The organism is Rugosimonospora acidiphila (genome assembly GCF_039543385.1).
Classification (GTDB): domain Bacteria; phylum Actinomycetota; class Actinomycetes; order Mycobacteriales; family Micromonosporaceae; genus Rugosimonospora; species Rugosimonospora acidiphila.
In genome coordinates this window covers 428,113-446,528 of sequence record NZ_BAABJQ010000005.1, presented here as the reverse complement: position 1 = coordinate 446,528, position 18,416 = coordinate 428,113, and the positions used below count along the sequence as shown (strand labels likewise).

The following is an 18,416-nucleotide window of genomic DNA, read 5'->3' as shown; positions in this document are numbered from 1 at the left end:
ACCCTTACTTCAGCTCGCAGATCACGGACCCGGCGGAGATGACGTCCCCGACCGAGGCGGCAAGGCCGGTGACCACGCCGGCCTTGTGCGCATTCAGCGGCTGCTCCATCTTCATCGCCTCGAGCACGATAACCAGGTCACCCTCGGCGACCGTGTCGCCGTCGGCCACCGCTATCTTCACGATGGTGCCCTGCATCGGCGAGGTGAGCGCATCCCCGCTGACCGCGCCGCCGCCCTTGTGACCCCCGCCGCGCCTGGGGGCAGGCTTGGCGGCGGCGGGGGCCTTCACAGTGGTACCCATGGATGCGGGGAGGGAAACCTCCAGCCGCTTTCCGCCGACCTCGACCACGACCGTCTGGCGCGGCTCCGGCTCGTCCACAGTGGATCCCGCGCCGAACGGCGGGACACCGCCGGCCCAGTCGGTCTCGATCCAGCGGGTGTGCACCGAGAACGGTTCGCTGGTGAAGGCCGGATCGCGCACCACCAGGCGGTGGAACGGCAGCGCGGTGGCCATCCCGTCGACCACTAACTCGTCGAGCACCCGCCGGGCCCGCTCGATCGCCTCGGCGCGGGTCCGCCCCGTCACGATCACCTTCGCGAGCAGCGAGTCGAAGTTGCCGCCGACCACGCTGCCCGACTCGATGCCGGTGTCCACCCGCACGCCCGGCCCGCTGGGCAGCCGCAGTTCGCTCACCACGCCGGGCGCCGGCAGGAAGTTGCGTCCCGGATCCTCGCCGTTGATGCGGAACTCGATCGCATGTCCGCGCGGGGTCGGGTCCTCGGTCAGGCGCAGCGCCTCGCCATCGGCGATGCGGAACTGCTCGCGCACCAGGTCGAGACCGGCGGTCTCCTCGGTGACCGGGTGCTCCACCTGCAGCCGGGTGTTGACCTCCAGGAAGCTGATGGTGCCGTCCACGCCGACCAGATACTCGACCGTACCGGCGCCGTGGTACTCGGCCTCGCGGCAGATCGCCTTGGCGGAGGAGTGGATCTGCTGCCGTTGAGCGTCGGTCAGGAACGGCGCGGGCGCCTCCTCGACCAGCTTCTGGTGCCGGCGCTGCAGCGAGCAGTCCCGGGTGCCCACGACTATCACGTTGCCGTGCTGGTCGGCGAGTACCTGAGCCTCCACGTGCCGGGGTCGGTCCAGGTACCGCTCGACGAAACACTCACCCCGCCCGAACGCGGCGATCGCCTCGCGGGTGGCCGACTCGAACAGCGCCGGGATCTCCTCCATCGTCCGGGCCACCTTGAGCCCGCGCCCGCCACCGCCGAACGCGGCCTTGATGGCCACCGGCAACCCGTGCTCGGTGGCGAAGTCGATGATCTCGCTGGCGTCGGCGACCGGCTCGGCCGTGCCCGGTACCAGCGGAGCGCCGGCACGCTGCGCGATGTGCCGCGCGGTCACCTTGTCGCCCAGGTCGCGGATCGCCTGCGGGGTGGGGCCGATCCAGGTCAGCCCCGCGTCGATGACGGCCTGGGCGAAGTCCGCGTTCTCCGAGAGGAAACCGTAGCCCGGGTGCACCGCGTCGGCGCCGCAGCGGTGGGCCACGTCGAGCAGCTTCTCGATGTTCAGGTACGTCTCGGCGGAGGTGTCGCCGCCGAGCGCGAAGGCCTCGTCGGCCAGCCGGGCGGGCAGGGCGTCACGGTCGGAGTCCGCGTACACGGCGACGGACTCCAGCCCGGCGTCGCCGCAGGCCCGGATCACCCGTACCGCGATCTCGCCCCGGTTCGCGATGAGCACCTTACGCATGCGGGGCAGTGTAAACCGGTGGCCCCGGGCCGGCCTTGGTGACCTTGAGCACCGGCTCAGATCGTCCGGCGCGGGCCGGACCCGTGGTCACGAGCGCGCCGATAGTCAAATTTGGCTATTACGCTGTGCCCGTGTCGACAACCAGACTCCTGATTCTCGGCGTGGTCCGGATCTTCCAGCCCGTGCACGGTTATGACGTACGCCGTGAGCTGCTCAGCTGGCACGCCGACGACTGGGCCCACGTCGCGCCCGGCTCCGTCTACCACGCGCTGAAGAAGCTCGCGGAGGAAGGACTGCTCACCGAGGTGGCGACGCAGCGGGTCGGCGCGCGGCCGGCCCGGACGACGTACGAGATCACGGACAAGGGCGAGGCGGAGTTCCAGGATCTGCTGCGCCGGTACTGGTGGGAGTACACGATCCCGGCCGACCCGTTCACGCCGGCGTGGGCGTTCCTGCCCGCGCTGAGCAGGGACGAGGCGGCCGGCGCGCTGCGTAACCGGGCCCGCCTGCTGCGGCTGTTCATCGACGGCACCCGGGTACGGCTCGCGGCCGCCCCCAGTCCCGACGCGCCGCACGTGGCCGAGCTGTTCGAGCTGTCCATGGCCAAGGCGCGGGTCGAGGCGGAGTGGTGCGAGCGGCTGGCCGGCCGGGTCGAGGCGGGTGAGCTGCCGAGCGCGGATTGACGGGGAAGGCGATACAACGAGAGATAATCAAGCTTGACCCATCGCGACATATCGCGTTACCTTACCGAGGGCATCGGTGGGATGGCGTGCGTACCCGGTTGGGGGAGCCATGATCAATACGTTGGGCCTACGGAAATCGTTCCGAGTCCGCAAGGCGACCGTCGACGCGGTCCGAGGGGTCGACCTGTCCGTGCGGGAGGGGAGATCTTTGGGTTCCTCGGGCCGAACGGCGCGGGGAAGACCACCACCCTGCGGATGCTTGCCACGCTCATCTCGCCGGATGGCGGCGAGGCCACCATCGCGGGCGCAGACCTGCGCCGGGCCCCCGGCGAGGTGCGCCGCCGGATCGGCTACGTAGCCCAGGGCGGCAGCACCTGGGACGCCGTGACCGCGCGGGAGGAGTTGGTGCTGCAGGCCCGGCTGTACGGGATCGCCAAGCCGGAGGCGGGCCGGCGCGCCGCCCGCGCGATCGAGGCGTTCCAGCTCACCGAGTTCGCGGACCGTAAGTGCCAGACATACTCCGGCGGCCAGCGCCGCCGGGTGGACATCGCGCTGGGCATCATCCACGAGCCCAGGCTGCTCTTCCTCGACGAGCCGACCACCGGCCTCGACCCACAGAGCCGCGCGCACATGTGGGACGAGGTGCGCCGGCTGCGGTCGGAGGGGATGACGGTCTTCATCACCACTCACTACCTGGACGAGGCCGACGCGCTCTGCGATCGGATCGCCATCATGGACCACGGCGAGATCGTCGCCGAAGGCACGCCGGAGGCGCTCAAGCGCGAGGTCTCCGGTGACGTGGTGACAGTCGGCGTGACCGGCCCCGCCGACCAGGCGGCCAAGGTGCTCGACGGCGCGCCGTACGTGCGCCGCCTGGAGGCTCTGGATTCGGGCGTGCGGCTCTACGTCGACGCGGGCGCCACGGCCATCCCGCAGATCCTGCGCACCCTGGACGGCGCGGGCATCCCGCTCGACTCGATCGAGCTGCACCGTCCGAGCCTTGACGACGTTTTCCTGACCAAGACCGGCCGCTCGCTGCGCGACTCCTGACCAGGGGCTCGCCGCAGGACCGCTGACCGGCCGTTCGCTGGGCGAAATCCGAGCGTGCCTCGACAGGCCGCCGCTTCCGAAGGAGGCATCACGATGAAGCTCGCACGAGACACCTGGCTCATCTTTCAACGGCAGATGATGCTGGTGCTGCGCAATCCCGTTTGGCTGGTGGTGGGGATCATCCAGCCGCTGTACTACCTGTTCCTGTTCGGCCCGTTGCTCAAGGGGGCGCTGAGCCTGCCGAGTGCCCAGGCGTACCAGATCTTCGTACCGGGCATCCTGGTCCAGCTGGCCATCTTCGGTACGTTCTTCGTCGGCTTCGCGCTCATCTCCGAACTACGCGCCGGCGTGATCGAACGCAGCCGGGTCACCCCGGTGAGCAGGCTGGCGCTGCTGCTCGGCAGGTCGCTGCGGGACGTGGTCTCGCTGCTGGTGCAGGCCGTGATCATTACCGTGCTGTCGGTGCCGTTCGGGCTCACCGTGGGGCTGGCCGACGCGCTGCTCGCCTTCGCGGTGCTGGGCCTGATCGCGCTGATGCTCTCCGCGGTGTCCTACGCGGTAGCGCTCAAGCTGCGCAGCGAGGACGCGCTGGCGCCGCTGCTGAACACCGTGGGCGTGCCGATCCTGCTGCTGTCGGGCATCCTGCTGCCGATGCGGTACGCGCCGCACTGGCTGGCCACCGCGGCGAAGTGGAACCCGTTCTCCTGGGCGGTGGACGGCAGCCGCGCGCTGTTCGCCGGGCACCCGGGGGACGCGAGCGTCTGGAAGTCGCTGCTGATCCTGGGCGTGCTCACCGTGGCCGCGGTGTCCTGGGCGGCCCGGTCGTTCGCCAAGAGCGTCCGCTGAATCGGGGGAGGTCGGTGCCGCCGACGGCCGGCGGCGCCGACCCGGGCTCGCCGCCGATGAGCCGGCCTCACGAATCGGTGGGGCCGGGCTCCCAGAGTTCGGTGATCGGGATGTCGAGGTTGCCGAGCAGCCGGCGCAGCAGCGGTAGGGATACGCCGACGACCGTGCCGGGATCGCCCTCGATCGACTCGACGAACGGGCCGCCCAGGCCGTCGATGGTGAACGCGCCGGCCACCTGCAGCGGCTCCCCGGTGTTCACGTACGCCTCGATCTCCGCGTCTGTGATGTCGGCGAAGTGAACAACCGCGCTCACGGCGGCGTCCGCCCGGCGGTCGTCGTTCAGCCGGATGAGACTGTGGCCGGTGAACAGCAGCCCGCTGCGGCCCCGCATCGCCCGCCAGCGGGCCACCGCCTCCTCGCGGTCGGCCGGCTTGCCGAGGATCTGCCCGTCGAAGGCGAGTATCGAATCGCAGCCGAGCACCAGGACCGTGGTGTCAGGCCGAACCGGGCCGGCGTCCCGCAGCCGGTCGGCGACGGCCGCCGCCTTCATTCGAGCCAGGGTGAGACAGAAGTCTGCCGGGTCCGTCATATCCACAGTGGACTCATCGACGCCACTCACGATGACTTCGGTGGCGATGCCGGCCGCGGCGAGGGTCTTGCGCCGGGCGGGACTGGCGGACGCGAGCACCAGGTGCGGTCGATGGGTCACTCGGGCATCGTAGTGTCCGTCCGAGCCGGCCGGATCACTGACCGTGCCGGCCGGTCGGCCAGGTCTCAGCGAGGCAACGCGGCGGCGCGCCAGGCACCCGGACCGCGCGTGATCGCACCCGGCCGACCGCTTCGCACCCAGTGGGACTCCACTGGTGCGTTCCGCTGCGACTCGGCGGGCACCCGGGACAGCAGCACCCCGACCAGAGCCGCCAACTCCTCGGCGGTCGGCGTGCCACGTTCGACCTTGATCACGTGTTGACCGTCCATCCGCCGAGCCTATCCGGACGTGGGCCAGGTACGTTCGATGAGTGCCTTCGCCCCCCAGAACCCCAGCAACCGAGCGCTACCGCCTGATCAGTCCGCTCGGTGAGGGCGGCATGGGCCGCGTCTGGCTGGCTCGTGACGAGGTCCTTCACCGCGATGTCGCGGTGAAGGAGGTTGTCCCACCATCTGGACTGACTGAATCAGAGGGTGAACAGGCAAGCGAACGAGGGCTGCGCGAGGCGCGCGCGATCGCCCGGCTGAACCACCCCAATGTCGTACGCATCTACGACGTGGTGGCCAAGCCGCGCCGGCCGTGGATCGTCATGGAGTACGTGCGCTCCCGTTCCCTTCAGGAGCGGATCACGCAGGACGGGCCGCTGCCGGTCGCCGAGGTGGCCCGCATCGGGCTGAGCATCCTCAGCGCGCTGGTCGCCGCTCACCGGGCCGGTGTGCTGCACCGGGACGTCAAGCCGAGCAACGTCCTGATGGCCGCCGACGACCGGGTGGTACTGACGGATTTCGGACTCGCCACCCTGGCCGGCGACGCGACCCTGACCCGCAGCGGCCTGATCCTGGGCTCGCCGGCGTACATCGCACCGGAGCGCGCCCGGCAGGGGATCACCGGCACGGAGTCGGACCTCTGGTCGCTGGGCGCCACGCTGTACGCGGCCGCCGAAGGGCGGGCCCCGTACCATCGCTCCACCGCGATGGCGACGCTGACCGCACTGGTCACCGAGCCGCCGGACCCCACGATGCTGTCCGGACCGCTGGTGCCGGTGCTCGACGGGCTGTTGGACAAGGATCCGGCCACCCGGATGACCGCGCCGGAGGCCGCCCGGGCACTGCGTCGCCTGCTCGGTCCGCTGCGCCGTGCCGAGGCCCCGCAGTGGCGTACCCGCGAGCAGCGGCAGGTGGGCCGACCCCAGGCACTTGGTACGCCCGTACCACCTCCCATCGCGCCCGTGCAGCGCCCCGGTACCCCCGCCCAACCGTCCGCCGTACCGCCGCGCCAACCGGCGGTGGGTCGGGCCGCACCGCCGACCAGGCCGGCGGTGGGTCGGGCACAGCCGCCCGTCGCGCCGATCCAGCGTCCGGGAATCTCGGTCCGGCGGCTGGCGGTCGGCCGCGCCCAACCGCCCGGCTCGACGGTTCAGCCGCCACCCGCGGGCCCGCCACGGATTCCCGCCGACCCACCGGCGGCCCCGGCCCAGCCGCCCACGGCCCCGCCCGAGTGGCCCCCGATTCCCACCCAGCCCGCGGTTCGCGCTGAGCCGCCCACGGCTCCCACCGAGCCGCCTGCGGCTCCCGATGCGGAGCCGGCGGCTTCGGCCGCCGCGCCGGCCGCCGCGGTCGAGTCGCCTGCCCTCGACATTGCCGCCGATCGGCCCGTGCCGGCCACAGTCGAGCGGGACGCGGAACCGCCCGCCGTCGAGTTCGGTGTCGATGAGCCCGTCGCTGTTGAGTCCGTCGCTGTCGAGCCGGCTGGCGTCGAGCCCCGTGCGGTCGAGCCCGCTGCCTCGGCCGAGCCGATCGCGGAGCCGGCGGTGCAATCGGCGCCGGCGGTGGAGTCGGAGCCGGTTGCGCTGACGGAGCCGGTTGCGCTGACGGAGCCGGCGACAGAGCCCGAGCCGGCGGCCGACGTTGTTGAGCGGGCCGGGGATTTCGGGACCGCCGACTCGGCCACGCCGCTGGAAGCCGGCGAGCCCGCGACCGACGAACCGGCCAACGGCTCTCCCGCCGGCTCCTCGCCCGCTGACCTCTCTCCCGCTGACGGGCAGCCCGTGCCCGACGAGCCGGCCTCCGAGGAGCCGGCCGATCAGTCGGCCTTCGACCAACCTGCGGCGGAACAGCCCGAACCCGAGGCCGAGCAGCCCGAACCCGAGGCCGAGCAGCCTGAACCTGTGACGGGACAGCCTGCGGTCGAGCAGCCTGCGGTCGAGGAGCCGGTCGCCGAACAGTCGGTGACTGCTGAGTCGGCTGGGATGTCAGCGGTCGGCGACTCAGTCGTCGAGCCGGAGAGTGTGCAGCCGGGGACCGCCGGGCCAGCCGAAGACCTGGCCGAATCCGCGACTGCCGAGGCCGAACCGGTGGCCGGCGGCACCGAGCCGGCCGTTGAGTCCGCCACGTCCGAACTCGCCGCGCCCGAACCTGCGACGGCCGAGCCCGCCGCAGCCGAGGCCGCCGGAGCCGAGCCCGCCGCGGTCGAGCCCGTGACGGCCGAGCCCACTGCGGCCGAGCCCACTGCGGCCGAGCCCCCCGCGGCCGAGCCCCCCGCGGCCGAGCCCGCCGCAGCCGGGTCCCTGACGGCCGAGCCCGCCGCCGTCTCGCCGGTGATTGACGAGTCGCCAGAGGCTCCGGCCGAGCCCACGGACGGCGAGTCGTGGCAGTCCTTCACCGAGCCGCCCGCCGACGAACCGTCGGACACCCCGACCGAAATCACGTCGACCGGAACCACCCCGACCGAGATCATCTCGACCGGAACCACCCCGACCGAAATCATCTCGACCGAAACCGCCCCGACCGAATTCATCTCGACGGCTCAGCCCGCCGTCGATTCGCCGCTGGTCGACCAGACGATGGTCGAGCCCCTGGGGCTCGGGGCGGTGGCGACCCTGGCCGAGTCGCCGGTCACCGTCGGGCGCTACGGCTCGCCGGCCGATGCCGGGCGGGACCGGACTCAGGTCACCGCCGGGCGGTACGGGGCTCCGGCCACCGTCGTGGCACCGATGCCGGTCGGGCCGGCGGTCGATCGCCGGCCGCTGTCGCCGGCGCCCGGAGCGCGGCCGGACGATCGGTCCGAGCTTCCGATCCGGACCCTGATGCTCGCCGCGCTCGTGGCGCTGGTCGTCGTGTTCGTCATCGCCGCGTCCGTGGGGCTCGCGCTGCGTCCGTCGCACCCCGCCGGCACCGCCGCCGGTGCGCCCAAGCGCCGGCCGCAACCCGCCCAGGCTTTGCCGGCGGTGTCTCGGACGCCAGCAAGGGTGCCGTCGGAGACGCCGTCCGGAACGCTGTCGTCAGCGCCCGTCACCCAGTCGGCGACGACCAGCGCCGGACCGCCATCGTCGCCGCCGCCGGCCAACTCGACCGGTACGGTCCTTCCGGCCGGCTGGTACATGTACCACGACCCGACCGGGTTCTCCGTCGCCGTACCGAACGGCTGGAGGATCTCGCACGACGGCACCATCGTCTACTTCCACGATCCTTCGGGTGGCCGCCTGCTCGGCATCGACCAGACCAATCAGCCGAAGTCCGATCCGGTCGCGGACTGGACCAGCCAATCCGAGTACCGGGTCGCCCACGGCGACTTCCCCGGGTACCAGAAGATCAAGATCGCTGCCGTCCCCTACCACGTCTCCGCGGCCGACTGGGAGTTCACCTACAACAGCCACGGCGTGCGCACCCACGTCATCAACCGCGGCGCGGTCTTCGGGCCGCACCAGGCGTACGGCTTCTACTGGTCCACCCCGGATTCGGTCTGGGCGGCGAACCTGCCGAACTTCGAGCTGATCACCTCGACCTTCCAGGGCAGGACTCAGTGACAGCCCTTAACCTGTCGCGGTGAACACCCTCAGCGATCTCTGGCACCGCGTCCTCAGCACCCAGCCCGACCCGCCGCACCTGCTGGTCGTGGTGACCGGCATCGTGGCCCTGCTGGTGGTCGTGCCGCGCCAGGCGTGGACCTTGTCCCGCAACGCGGTGACCATCGCTCACGAGGGCGGTCACGCCCTGGTCGGCGTCCTGTGCGGCCGGCGGCTGCAGGGCATCAGGCTGCACTCGGATACATCGGGCCTTACGGTCTCCAGGGGCAAATCGCACGGGCCGGGAATGGTGCTGTCCCTGTTCGCCGGGTACGTCACGCCGTCGCTGCTCGGGCTGGCCGGCGCCGCGCTGCTCGGGCTGGGCCGGATCACGCTGCTGCTCTGGATCAGCCTCGTGCTGCTCCTGGCGGTACTGGTGATGATCCGCAACGTGTACGGCGCGCTGGCGGTGCTCGTGGTCGGTGCGCTGGTGTTCGTGGTGTCCTGGCTCGCGTCGCCCGCGGCCCAGGCGGCGTTCGCCTTCGCGGGCACCTGGTTCTTGCTGTTCGGCGGGGTACGCCCCATCCGGGAACTGCAGCGGCTGCGCAGGCGCGGCGAGGCGCCGGACTCGGACGCCGATCAGCTGGCCCGGCTCACCCGGGTGCCAGGGCTGTTCTGGGTGGTGTTGTTCGGGCTGGTGAACCTGGCGGCCCTGGTGCTGGGCGGGTACCTGCTGGTCCAGCCCCTGCTGCGGTCAGCGGGTTAGCGCGGCGGGTCGAGTTCGACGGGGACCGGCTCCGTGAGAGCTCGAAATACTGCTGCTCGGTCCAGGCCTCGGACCTCTCCAGCACGAAGGCGGATGTCATCGGGTCACCTCCCGCGTCTCGCTTGACCACCGAAGGCTCCACAAGATCACAGAGGGATGTTGCCGTGCTTCTTCGGCGGAAGCGTCTCCCGCTTGGTACGCAGCGTACGCAGTGCGCGCACGATCTGTACCCGGGTCGCCGACGGGGCGATGACCGAGTCCACGTACCCGCGCTCGGCGGCGATGTACGGGTTCGCCAGCGTGTCCTCGTACTCCGCGACCAGCTGACCCCGCAGCTCCACCGGATCGTCCGCGTCCCGCAGCTCCGACCGGTACAGGATGTTGACCGCCCCCTGCGCGCCCATCACCGCGATCTGCGCCGTCGGCCAGGCGAAGTTCAGGTCCGCGCCGAGGTGCTTGGAGCCCATCACGTCGTACGCGCCGCCGTACGCCTTGCGCGTGATCACGGTGACCTTCGGTACCGTGGCCTCCGCGTACGCGTAGAGCAGCTTCGCGCCACGGCGGATGATCCCGTCCCACTCCTGCCCGGTACCGGGCAGGAAACCGGGCACGTCGACGAACGTGAGCAGCGGGACGTTGAACGCGTCGCAGGTGCGCACGAACCGCGCCGCCTTCTCCGACGCCGCGATGTCCAGGCAGCCCGCGAAGTGCATCGGCTGGTTGGCCACCACACCCACCGGGCGCCCCTCGACGCGGCCGAAGCCCACCACGATGTTCTGCGCGTACAGCGGCGAGACCTCCAGGAATTCGCCGTCGTCCAGCACGTGCTCGATCACCCGGTGCACGTCGTACGGCTGGTTGGCCGAGTCCGGGATGAGGGTGTCCAGCTCCAGGTCCTCGGCGGAGATGGACAGGTCCGCGTCCGCCTCGTAGACCGGGCCGTCGTCCATGTTGTTCGACGGCAGGTAGGACAGCAACGCCTTGACGTAGTCGATCGCGTCGGACTCGTCGCTGGCCAGGTAGTGCGCGTTGCCCGACTTCGTGTTGTGGGTGCGTGCCCCGCCCAGCTCCTCGAAGCCGACGTCCTCGCCGGTGACGGTCTTGATGACGTCGGGGCCGGTGATGAACATGTGCGAGGTCTGGTCGACCATCACGGTGAAGTCGGTGACCGCGGGGGAGTAGACGGCGCCTCCCGCGCAGGGCCCCATGACCAGTGAAATCTGCGGGATCACCCCGGACGCGCGCACGTTGCGGAAGAAGATCTCGCCGTACAGGCCGAGGGAGACCACGCCCTCCTGGATCCGGGCGCCACCGGAGTCGTTGATCCCGATCACCGGGCAGCCGGTCTTCATGGCCAGGTCCATGACCTTCACGATCTTCTCGCCGAACACCTCGCCCAGCGAGCCGCCGAAGACCGTGAAGTCCTGGGCGAAGATGCACACCGGGCGGCCGTCGACCGTGCCGTACCCGGTGACCACCCCGTCGCCGTACGGGCGGCTGTTCGGCAGGTCGAACGCGGTCGATCGGTGCCGGGCCAGCCCGTCCAGCTCGACGAACGAGCCGGGATCCAAGATCAGGTCGATCCGCTCGCGGGCGGTCTTCTTGCCCCGAGCGTGCTGCTTCTCCACCGCGCGCGCCGAGCCGGCGTGCACCGCCTCATCGATCCGCTCGCGCAGCCCGTCGAGCTTCCCGGCGGTGGTGTGGATGTCGATCTCGGTGCGCTGCCCAGTCATGCTGGCGATGCTAGCGGCCCCGCTCGCGATGGTTTTGATCAAGGATGAACATCACTGCCGGTGGCCGGTCCGCCCGGAGGGGGTGAGCGTTGCTCGCCCGCGTCACCGCCCGACCGGGCCGCGCTGCCGGGTAGGGTCGTCGCGTGTCGTCGCCGTACGCCAGACTCGACCGTCCGCCGCTGTCCGCCGCAGCCCTCCGCCGCGCGCTGGTGAGGCCGGGCGGGCTGTGGTCCGCGCTGGAGGTGGTCGACCGGACCGAGTCCACCAACGCCGACGTGGCCCGCGCCGCGCGGGAGGGCGCCGCCGAGGGCCTGGTCGTGGTCGCGGAGCAGCAGACCGCCGGGCGCGGCCGGCTGGGCCGGCGGTGGGAGTCTCCGCCGCGGGCGGGGCTCGCGGTCAGCGTGCTGCTGCGGCCCGGCCCGGCGGTGCCGGGGGCGCGGTACGGGTGGCTGCCGCTGCTCGCCGGCGTCGCGCTGGCCGCGTCGGTGCGCCGGCTGGGTGAGGTGGACGCGCTGCTCAAGTGGCCCAATGATCTGTTGATCGATGACCGCAAGTGTGCCGGGATCCTCGCCGAGGCCGGGTCGGACGGCGCGGTGGTGGTGGGCATGGGGCTCAACGTGACGTTGAGCAGCGACGAACTGCCCCGCGAGGATGCCATCTCCCTGACGCTGGCCGGCTCCGCCTGCACCGACCGGGATCCGCTGTTGCGCGCCGTGCTCCGGGAACTGGCCGACTGGTACGGGCTCTGGCGCGAGGCGGCCGGGGACGCCGACGCGTGCGGGCTGCGCGACGCGTACCGGGCGGCGTGCGCGACGCTCGGCACGCCGGTACGCGTGATGCTGCCCGGGAGCGCCACGCTGACGGGTACGGCCTCCGATGTGGACGGTGATGGTCGACTGCTGGTGATCGACGACGAGCAGAAGGTGACAGCGGTCGCTTCAGGGGACATAGTTCATCTGAGATAGGCGTCTGCCTGACCCAAAAATTAGCGGGATACCGCTACCGTCACATCCGTCTGTCTATAAGGAGGTTGTGGTGGGATTCCCGGAGAGTGTGCTCACCAAGGACGAGCACGTCGAGATCCACCTGCACCCGCACTGGAAGGCAATGGTACGGCCGGTCCTGGTGCTGGTCGTGGTGATTATTGGCATCGGTGCGGCTTGGTTCTACCTGCCCGACGAGAGCTGGTCCAGCGTGGCCCTGGTCGTGCTGGGTGTTGTCGGTCTGATTCTGGTTTTGTGGCTGACGGTCTGGCCCTGGATGAAGTGGCGGACCACTCACTACGTGTTCACCAACGAGCGGGTCATCATGCGGGAGGGCGTGTTCTCCCGGAACGGTCGGGACATCCCGCTCGGCCGGGTCAACGACGTGTCGTTCCACCACACGTTCTTCGAGCGGATGCTGGGCTGCGGCACGCTGGTCATCGAGTCGGCCGGCGAGCGCGGCCAGGTGGTGCTGAAGGAGATCCCGCACGTGGAGCCGGTGCAGAGCCGGCTGTACGAGCTGGTCGAGGCGGACCACGACTCGCACACCTTCGGCGACGACGACCGGGAGGCGCTGGCCGAGGACATCGCTCGGACCAAGGTGCGCAAGGGCGGCAGGGACGAGTGACTCGCGCACCGGTGGCCGGTGGGCCGGGCCGAGGCCCGACCACCGGCCCGGCCCACCGGCCACCGGCTACCGCGTTCGAATCGTCGATCCGGATCGCACCGGATCAGGATCGCTGACGATGCGGTCACCCCGCCGTGAATCGGTGCGAAGTGGTGCGAACCGGTACGAGGTGGTATCGCTGGTTACCGCGTCGCGGGCGGTCGCAGCGCGAACCAGCCCCGGAACCGGGTGCGCAGCACGTCGTCCTCGGGCTCGCCGTCCGCTCCGAGCCGAGTCATGGTCGCCGCCAGTACGACCGTGCCGAAGCCCGGCCGGGCGCGGGACGGGGCCCGGTCGATGATCTCCAAGCGCACCGCCAGCCGGTCGCCGGCGTAGACCGGGGCGGTCCAGCGCAGCTCCTCCATGCCGGGCGACGCGGCTGCCGCGGCCCGGTCGAGTACATGATCGACGTAGGCGCGCATGAACAGGCTCACCGTGTAGAAACCGCTGGCGATCACGGCGCCGTACGCGCTCTCCGCGGCGAGGGACTCGTCGACGTGGTACCACTGCGGATCGAACCGGCGCGCGAAGGCGAGCATCTCGCCCTCGTTGACGTCGGCCACCCCGAGGTCGAAGACCAGGCCCGGGGCGAGGTCCTCGTAGAAGAGATCGGCCTCCCGGCCGGTGCCGGAGCGCGTCATGACAGGGCCGCGCCTCCCAACGCGTCGCCATCCAGTTCCGGCGTAGGTGTCAGATCGGTGGGCAGCTCAAACTCGATCTCCAGCGGCGCGGTGAGCGCGTCGAACGAGTTGGGCGCCGGCGCTCGCTGGCCGGAAACGGCCGGCGGTGCCTCGTGGCCCCCGATCGCGGCACCGCCGGACGAGGTGGTGTCCGCCGGTGGCCTCGGGTGAGGCCTGAAGACAAATGTCCGGTATGCCCAGAATCGAAATATCATCGCCACGGCGACGCCCAGGCACTTGAACAGGTTCAGCAGCAGCCGGTTGGCCGACATGTCGTGCACGCCGAGCCCGGCCACCGCCAGCACGACCTCCTGGATGACCAGTCCGACCAGGTTCACCCCGAAGAACATCGTGTACTCGCGGTGCAACGCCGTCTTGGGCCGGTCGCGGTACACCCAGTGCCGGTTCATCAGGAACGAGGTGGTGGTGGCCACGATGGTGGAGATGCTGTTCGCCTTCAGCGCTCCGAGCGAAATCAGCCCGTTGAACAGCGCAAAGTCGATCGCCGTGTTGATGATGGCGACGATCCCGTACGTCGTGACTTCGCGGGCGAGCCGGCGGCGCTCGGGCAGCGGGCGGGCAAGTGGCACCCAGAAACCCTACGCCAGCTCATTGGGGGGCTAACCGTGGCTCGCCGTCTCCGGCCCGGTGGCCGAATGGGGGAAGACGAACCGCCGGTAGGCCCAGAACCGGAACAGCGTCCCGAAGGCCGTGCCGACCAGCTGCGCGGACACGTTGTCGGCCAGCCGGGTGTGGAAGACGCCGGGCCACACGGAACCCAGCGCGTTGTGGCTAAGCCACAGGCAGGCCAGGCCGATGAGCAGCCCGACCACGTTGAACGCGAAGTACAGCCCGTACTCCCGGTGCAGCGCCGAGCGCTGGCGGTGCCGCCAGGTCCACCACCGGTTGCCGACGAAGGCGAGCGTCGCCGAGACGATCGTGGAGCCCACCTTGCCCCAGAAGGGGCCGAGCGGGTCCAGCAGGACGTTGTAGAGGGCGGTGTCCACGAGGAATGAGGCGCCGCCGACCACCCCGAACTTGCCGACCTCACGAACGAGGCGATCGAGCCGAGCCCGCAGGGTGCCCGGCTGGCTGGGCCGGGGCGGATCCGTCGCCGAGGTTGTGGCCGGTACCGACACGCAGGAGAGCCTACCGGGTCCCCGGCCCGGGGACTCCATGGCCGCGCATCCGGGTCAATTTCCGGTCGCCGTACTCCGCGGGCGCCATCGAGGCCATTTGTTGCTCTCAGTAAGCGCTAATGGTTAGCTAATTAGTCGTTCAGGAAAGCCCGAGCCTGTTAACAGGATCTCGTAGATACGATAATGCCGATGCGCAAATGCGCGTAGTACCAGCGAAAATCGCGCCGCAGCGCGCATTTGAACGAAAAATCTTGCCCGCTTGTGCATTTCTTCACAAGCTCCCACGATGCCGACCACCGCAATCGGGCTTACGCTGAGCAGATCCCCGCCAAGTCCACATTGGTCGTTTGGCACCCTTCGCAACGTCGCGATGATTGAGGAGATGGTCATGAGCGCGCCGACCGTTACCCCGGGTTTGGATACCGCCCCCACATCTCATCCACGGCTCCTCGCCTGGGTACGCGAGGTCGCAGAACTCACCACGCCCGAACGGGTGGTCTGGTGCGACGGCTCAGCGCCGGAGTGGGAGCGGCTGACCGGCGAACTCGTCGACGCCGGGACGCTCGTGCGGCTCAACCCGAGCCTGAAGCCCAACTCGTTCTGGTCCCGCACCGACCCCTCGGACGTGGCCCGGGTCGAGGAGCGGACCTTCATCTGCTCGGTCGACGAGGCGGACGCCGGACCCACCAACAACTGGATGGCGCCGGCCGAAATGAAGCGCACCATGACCGAGCTGTACCGCGGCTGCATGACCGGGCGCACCATGTACGTCATTCCGTTCTGCATGGGCCCGCTGACCGCCGAGAATCCGATGTTCGGCGTGGAGATCACCGACTCCGCCTATGTGGTCGCCTCGATGCGCGTCATGACCCGCATGGGTCAGCAGGCGCTGGACAAGATGGGCGACGACGCGGACTTCGTGGCGTGCCTGCACTCGGTCGGCGCCCCGCTCGCCCCGGGCGAGTCCGACGTGCTCTGGCCGTGCAATGACACCAAATACATCTCGCATTTCCCGGAAACCCGAGAGATCTGGTCCTACGGCTCGGGTTACGGCGGGAACTCGTTGCTGGGGAAGAAGTGCTACTCGCTGCGCATCGCCAGCGCCATCGCCCGCGACGAGGGCTGGCTGGCCGAGCACATGCTCATCCTCAAGCTGACCTCTCCCGAGGGTGACGTGCGTTACATCGCGGCGGCGTTCCCGTCCGCCTGCGGCAAGACGAACCTGGCCATGCTCGAGCCGACCATCCCCGGCTGGACGGTGGAGACGCTCGGAGACGACATCGCCTGGATGCGCTTCGGCTCCGACGGGCGGCTCTACGCGGTCAACCCGGAGTACGGCCTGTTCGGCGTCGCTCCGGGTACGGACTGGAAGACCAACCCGAACGCCATGCGCACGCTGGCCCGGGGTAACTCGATCTTCACCAACGTCGCGCTCACCGACGACGGCGACGTCTGGTGGGAGGGGATGGGCGAGCCGCCGGCGCACCTGACCGACTGGCACGGCAACGACTGGACCCCGACGTCCGACCGGCCGGCCAGCCACCCGAATTCGCGGTTCTGCACGCCGATCAGCCAGTGCCCGATCCTCGCGAACGAGTACGAGGACCCCAAGGGCGTACCGATCGACGCCATCCTGTTCGGTGGCCGGCGCAAGACCACCATTCCGCTGGTGACCCAGGCGCGCGACTGGACGCACGGGGTCTACCTGGGCGCCACGATCTCATCGGAGACCACGGCCGCGGCGGCCGGCAAGGTCGGCGTGGTGCGCCGCGACCCGATGGCCATGCTGCCGTTCATCGGGTACAACGCGGGCGACTACCTGCGCCACTGGATCGAGATGGGCAAGGGTGCCGAGGGCGACCCGGACAAGCTGCCGAAGATCTTTTACGTCAACTGGTTCCGGCGGGGCGACGACGGCCGGTTCCTGTGGCCGGGCTTCGGGGAGAACTCGCGGGTTCTCAAGTGGGTCGTCGAGCGGCTGAACGGGACGGCCGACGCGGTCGAGACACCGGTCGGGTTCGTACCGGCGTCCAGTTCGCTCGACGTGTCCGGGCTCGACCTGTCCGAGGCCGACCTAGCGGCCGTGCTCGCCGTCGACGCCGAGGAGTGGCGGTCGGAGATTCCGCAGGTGACGGAGTGGTTTGAGAAGTTTGGCGACAAGCTGCCCGGTGTCCTGTGGTCCGAGTTGGACGCGCTGAAGGCCCGGCTGGGCATCGAGTGATGGGTCTGCGGGGCCGGCGCTGTCTGGCCGGCCCCGGTACTCCGTACGGCTATTCGTTGCTCACCTGTTGCGGCGCCCGCGCCGTCGCTCGGCGCGGTGTGGCTAGGCTGCGGTAGTGAGCCTGCGAGACCTGGTCTACTCGTTGTACGAGCGACGGCTCGCCGCGTCGCTGGTCGGAAAGCCCCGGCCGGGGCATGTCGGAGTGATGTGCGACGGCAACCGGCGGTGGGCGAAGGAAATGGGATATGTCGATCCCAACGACGGCCACCGAGTCGGTGCCCGTCGGGTTCGGGATGTCCTTCGATGGTGTGACGAAGTCGGCATCAAGCACGTCACCCTCTATCTGTTGGCGACCGACAACCTCCAACGCCCGGCCGCCGAACTCGATCCCCTACTACAAATCATCGAAGACTTGGTGACCGAACTGGCCGCCGAGGGCAACCCCTGGCGCCTGCGCATGGTCGGCGCGCTGGACATCCTCCCGTCGTCCACCGCGGCCGCCCTGAAGGCCGCCGAGGAGGCCACGGCCGACCGCAGCGGCGGCGTGGCGGTCAACGCGGCGGTGGGCTACGGAGGTCGGCGGGAGATCACCGACGCGGTCCGCTCCCTGCTGCACGAGCACGCCAAGGCGGGCGGGACGCTCGAGGAGCTGGCCGAGGTCCTCGACGTCGAACACATCGCCGAGCACCTCTACACCAAGGGCCAGCCGGACCCGGACCTGGTCATCCGGACCAGCGGGGAGCAGCGGCTGTCCGGCTTCCTGCTGTGGCAGTCGGCGCACTCCGAGTTCTACTTCTGCGACATGAACTGGCCGGACTTCCGGCACATCGACTTCCTCCGGGCGCTGCGCTCGTACGCCAGCCGCCAGCGCCGCTTCGGCGCCTGACGGCACCTCGGCCGGTCCCGGCCGCCGTCACAGCGCGGCGGCCCGGACCGGGTCGGGACTGAGGCCGGGCTGGTCAGTCGTCCTGGCTGCCCGCGGCGCGGCGTACGCCTCGCGGTGCCAGCGGCACCACCGAGGCCTCCGGCCCGCGGCTGAGCATGTACCCCTCGACGAAGCCGCTGTTGCGGTCCCCGATCCGGGTCTCCAACTCGTCGAATCGGCCGACCACCAGCTCGATGATCAGATCGATCTTGGCTTCCACCCGGCCGTACGCGTGCGAGACGATCGCCACGACGGCGGCCACGGTCGCGCAGGCGACCGCGAACAGGTTCACCACCTCGGGGACCGAGTGTGTGGTGAGCGTGGCCAACAGCAAGTTCGCCAGCGCGTCCAGCGCGGCCGTCAGGACCGCGGTCAGTATGCTGGCCCATTTGAAGCCGATCATCGCGTCTCCTTTGGTGCGAGCGCGGAACCACGCTCGCACTAGCCCCCACCTGGCATGACGCTGATTTGGCGCCCCTG

Annotated in this window: 16 protein-coding genes and 1 pseudogene; 9 read left to right on the top strand and 8 right to left on the bottom strand. The window is 70.2% G+C overall.

Annotation, left to right across the window (positions count from 1 at the left end; translation table 11 throughout):
- Window positions 1–4: 4 nt before the first annotated feature.
- Window positions 5–1,750 carry an acetyl/propionyl/methylcrotonyl-CoA carboxylase subunit alpha gene (locus tag ABEA87_RS12080; protein WP_345628884.1) on the bottom strand — a complete coding sequence of 582 codons (1,746 nt, stop codon included), beginning with the start codon at window positions 1,748–1,750 and terminating at the stop codon, window positions 5–7.
- A gap of 131 nt (window positions 1,751–1,881) precedes the next feature.
- Between ABEA87_RS12080 and ABEA87_RS12075 the strand changes: the two genes are divergently transcribed.
- The 3 genes and pseudogenes from ABEA87_RS12075 (at window position 1,882) to ABEA87_RS12065 (ending at window position 4,329) form a co-directional block, all read left to right on the top strand.
- A complete protein-coding gene (locus ABEA87_RS12075) occupies window positions 1,882–2,433 on the top strand; it encodes a PadR family transcriptional regulator (RefSeq protein ID WP_345628883.1) in 552 nt (183 codons plus the stop codon).
- Window positions 2,434–2,542: 109 nt separating this feature from the next.
- Window positions 2,543–3,483: pseudogene (locus ABEA87_RS12070) on the top strand (ATP-binding cassette domain-containing protein).
- A gap of 93 nt (window positions 3,484–3,576) precedes the next feature.
- Window positions 3,577–4,329, top strand: coding sequence for an ABC transporter permease (locus tag ABEA87_RS12065; RefSeq protein WP_345628881.1), 753 nt, complete (start codon window positions 3,577–3,579; stop codon window positions 4,327–4,329).
- A 67-nt stretch (window positions 4,330–4,396) separates the two neighbouring features.
- On the opposite strand, the gene ABEA87_RS12060 is transcribed toward ABEA87_RS12065, so the two are convergent.
- Both ABEA87_RS12060 and ABEA87_RS12055 read right to left on the bottom strand, forming a co-directional pair.
- A complete protein-coding gene (locus tag ABEA87_RS12060) occupies window positions 4,397–5,038 on the bottom strand; it encodes a Maf family protein (RefSeq protein ID WP_345628879.1) in 642 nt (213 codons plus the stop codon).
- Between the two features lie 65 nt (window positions 5,039–5,103).
- Window positions 5,104–5,307: an acyl-CoA carboxylase subunit epsilon gene (locus ABEA87_RS12055; RefSeq protein ID WP_345628877.1), complete on the bottom strand. Its 204-nt coding sequence runs from the start codon at window positions 5,305–5,307 to the stop codon at window positions 5,104–5,106.
- A gap of 41 nt (window positions 5,308–5,348) precedes the next feature.
- Here ABEA87_RS12055 and ABEA87_RS12050 point away from each other — a divergent pair, with 41 nt between their 5' ends.
- On the top strand, window positions 5,349–8,843 hold the full coding sequence (locus tag ABEA87_RS12050) for a serine/threonine-protein kinase (RefSeq protein WP_345628875.1): 3,495 nt from the start codon (window positions 5,349–5,351) through the stop codon (window positions 8,841–8,843).
- A gap of 19 nt (window positions 8,844–8,862) precedes the next feature.
- Window positions 8,863–9,588 carry a M50 family metallopeptidase gene (locus ABEA87_RS12045; RefSeq protein ID WP_345628873.1) on the top strand — a complete coding sequence of 242 codons (726 nt, stop codon included), beginning with the start codon at window positions 8,863–8,865 and terminating at the stop codon, window positions 9,586–9,588.
- A gap of 146 nt (window positions 9,589–9,734) precedes the next feature.
- On the opposite strand, the gene ABEA87_RS12040 is transcribed toward ABEA87_RS12045, so the two are convergent.
- A complete protein-coding gene (locus tag ABEA87_RS12040) occupies window positions 9,735–11,321 on the bottom strand; it encodes an acyl-CoA carboxylase subunit beta (RefSeq protein WP_345628871.1) in 1,587 nt (528 codons plus the stop codon).
- Between the two features lie 143 nt (window positions 11,322–11,464).
- On the opposite strand from ABEA87_RS12040, the gene ABEA87_RS12035 reads away from it, so the two are divergent.
- Together ABEA87_RS12035 and ABEA87_RS12030 are read left to right on the top strand one after the other, a co-directional pair.
- A complete protein-coding gene (locus tag ABEA87_RS12035) occupies window positions 11,465–12,286 on the top strand; it encodes a biotin--[acetyl-CoA-carboxylase] ligase (protein ID WP_345628869.1) in 822 nt (273 codons plus the stop codon).
- A gap of 70 nt (window positions 12,287–12,356) precedes the next feature.
- Window positions 12,357–12,932, top strand: coding sequence for a PH domain-containing protein (locus ABEA87_RS12030; RefSeq protein WP_345628868.1), 576 nt, complete (start codon window positions 12,357–12,359; stop codon window positions 12,930–12,932).
- 182 nt (window positions 12,933–13,114) lie between these two features.
- Here ABEA87_RS12030 and ABEA87_RS12025 read toward each other — a convergent pair whose 3' ends face one another.
- The 3 genes from ABEA87_RS12025 to ABEA87_RS12015 are packed head-to-tail and all read right to left on the bottom strand — an operon-like array spanning window position 13,115 to window position 14,790.
- Window positions 13,115–13,612: a MaoC/PaaZ C-terminal domain-containing protein gene (locus ABEA87_RS12025; protein WP_345628867.1), complete on the bottom strand. Its 498-nt coding sequence runs from the start codon at window positions 13,610–13,612 to the stop codon at window positions 13,115–13,117.
- Window positions 13,609–14,241, bottom strand: a complete 633-nt coding sequence (locus ABEA87_RS12020) for a GtrA family protein (protein WP_345628865.1) — start codon at window positions 14,239–14,241, stop codon at window positions 13,609–13,611. Before ABEA87_RS12020 ends, ABEA87_RS12025 begins: the two co-directional genes overlap by 4 nt.
- Before the next feature lie 30 nt (window positions 14,242–14,271).
- Window positions 14,272–14,790, bottom strand: a complete 519-nt coding sequence (locus ABEA87_RS12015; protein WP_345628863.1) for a GtrA family protein — start codon at window positions 14,788–14,790, stop codon at window positions 14,272–14,274.
- 388 nt (window positions 14,791–15,178) lie between these two features.
- Here ABEA87_RS12015 and ABEA87_RS12010 point away from each other — a divergent pair, with 388 nt between their 5' ends.
- Together ABEA87_RS12010 and ABEA87_RS12005 are read left to right on the top strand one after the other, a co-directional pair.
- A complete protein-coding gene (locus ABEA87_RS12010) occupies window positions 15,179–17,011 on the top strand; it encodes a phosphoenolpyruvate carboxykinase (GTP) (RefSeq protein WP_345628861.1) in 1,833 nt (610 codons plus the stop codon).
- A 115-nt stretch (window positions 17,012–17,126) separates the two neighbouring features.
- On the top strand, window positions 17,127–17,897 hold the full coding sequence (locus ABEA87_RS12005) for an isoprenyl transferase (RefSeq protein WP_345628860.1): 771 nt from the start codon (window positions 17,127–17,129) through the stop codon (window positions 17,895–17,897).
- A 73-nt stretch (window positions 17,898–17,970) separates the two neighbouring features.
- Here ABEA87_RS12005 and ABEA87_RS12000 read toward each other — a convergent pair whose 3' ends face one another.
- Window positions 17,971–18,339, bottom strand: coding sequence for a hypothetical protein (locus tag ABEA87_RS12000; RefSeq protein WP_345628858.1), 369 nt, complete (start codon window positions 18,337–18,339; stop codon window positions 17,971–17,973).
- Between the last annotated feature and the right edge of the window lie 77 nt (window positions 18,340–18,416).

Coding starts and splice junctions, on each gene's coding strand:
- ABEA87_RS12040 (WP_345628871.1), bottom strand. CDS start 11,321: ATGACTGGGCAGCGCACCGAGATCGACATCCACACCACCGCCGGGAAG.
- ABEA87_RS12080 (WP_345628884.1), bottom strand. CDS start 1,750: ATGCGTAAGGTGCTCATCGCGAACCGGGGCGAGATCGCGGTACGGGTG.
- ABEA87_RS12000 (WP_345628858.1), bottom strand. CDS start 18,339: ATGATCGGCTTCAAATGGGCCAGCATACTGACCGCGGTCCTGACGGCC.
- ABEA87_RS12055 (WP_345628877.1), bottom strand. CDS start 5,307: ATGGACGGTCAACACGTGATCAAGGTCGAACGTGGCACGCCGACCGCC.
- ABEA87_RS12010 (WP_345628861.1), top strand. CDS start 15,179: ATGAGCGCGCCGACCGTTACCCCGGGTTTGGATACCGCCCCCACATCT.
- ABEA87_RS12025 (WP_345628867.1), bottom strand. CDS start 13,612: ATGACGCGCTCCGGCACCGGCCGGGAGGCCGATCTCTTCTACGAGGAC.
- ABEA87_RS12065 (WP_345628881.1), top strand. CDS start 3,577: ATGAAGCTCGCACGAGACACCTGGCTCATCTTTCAACGGCAGATGATG.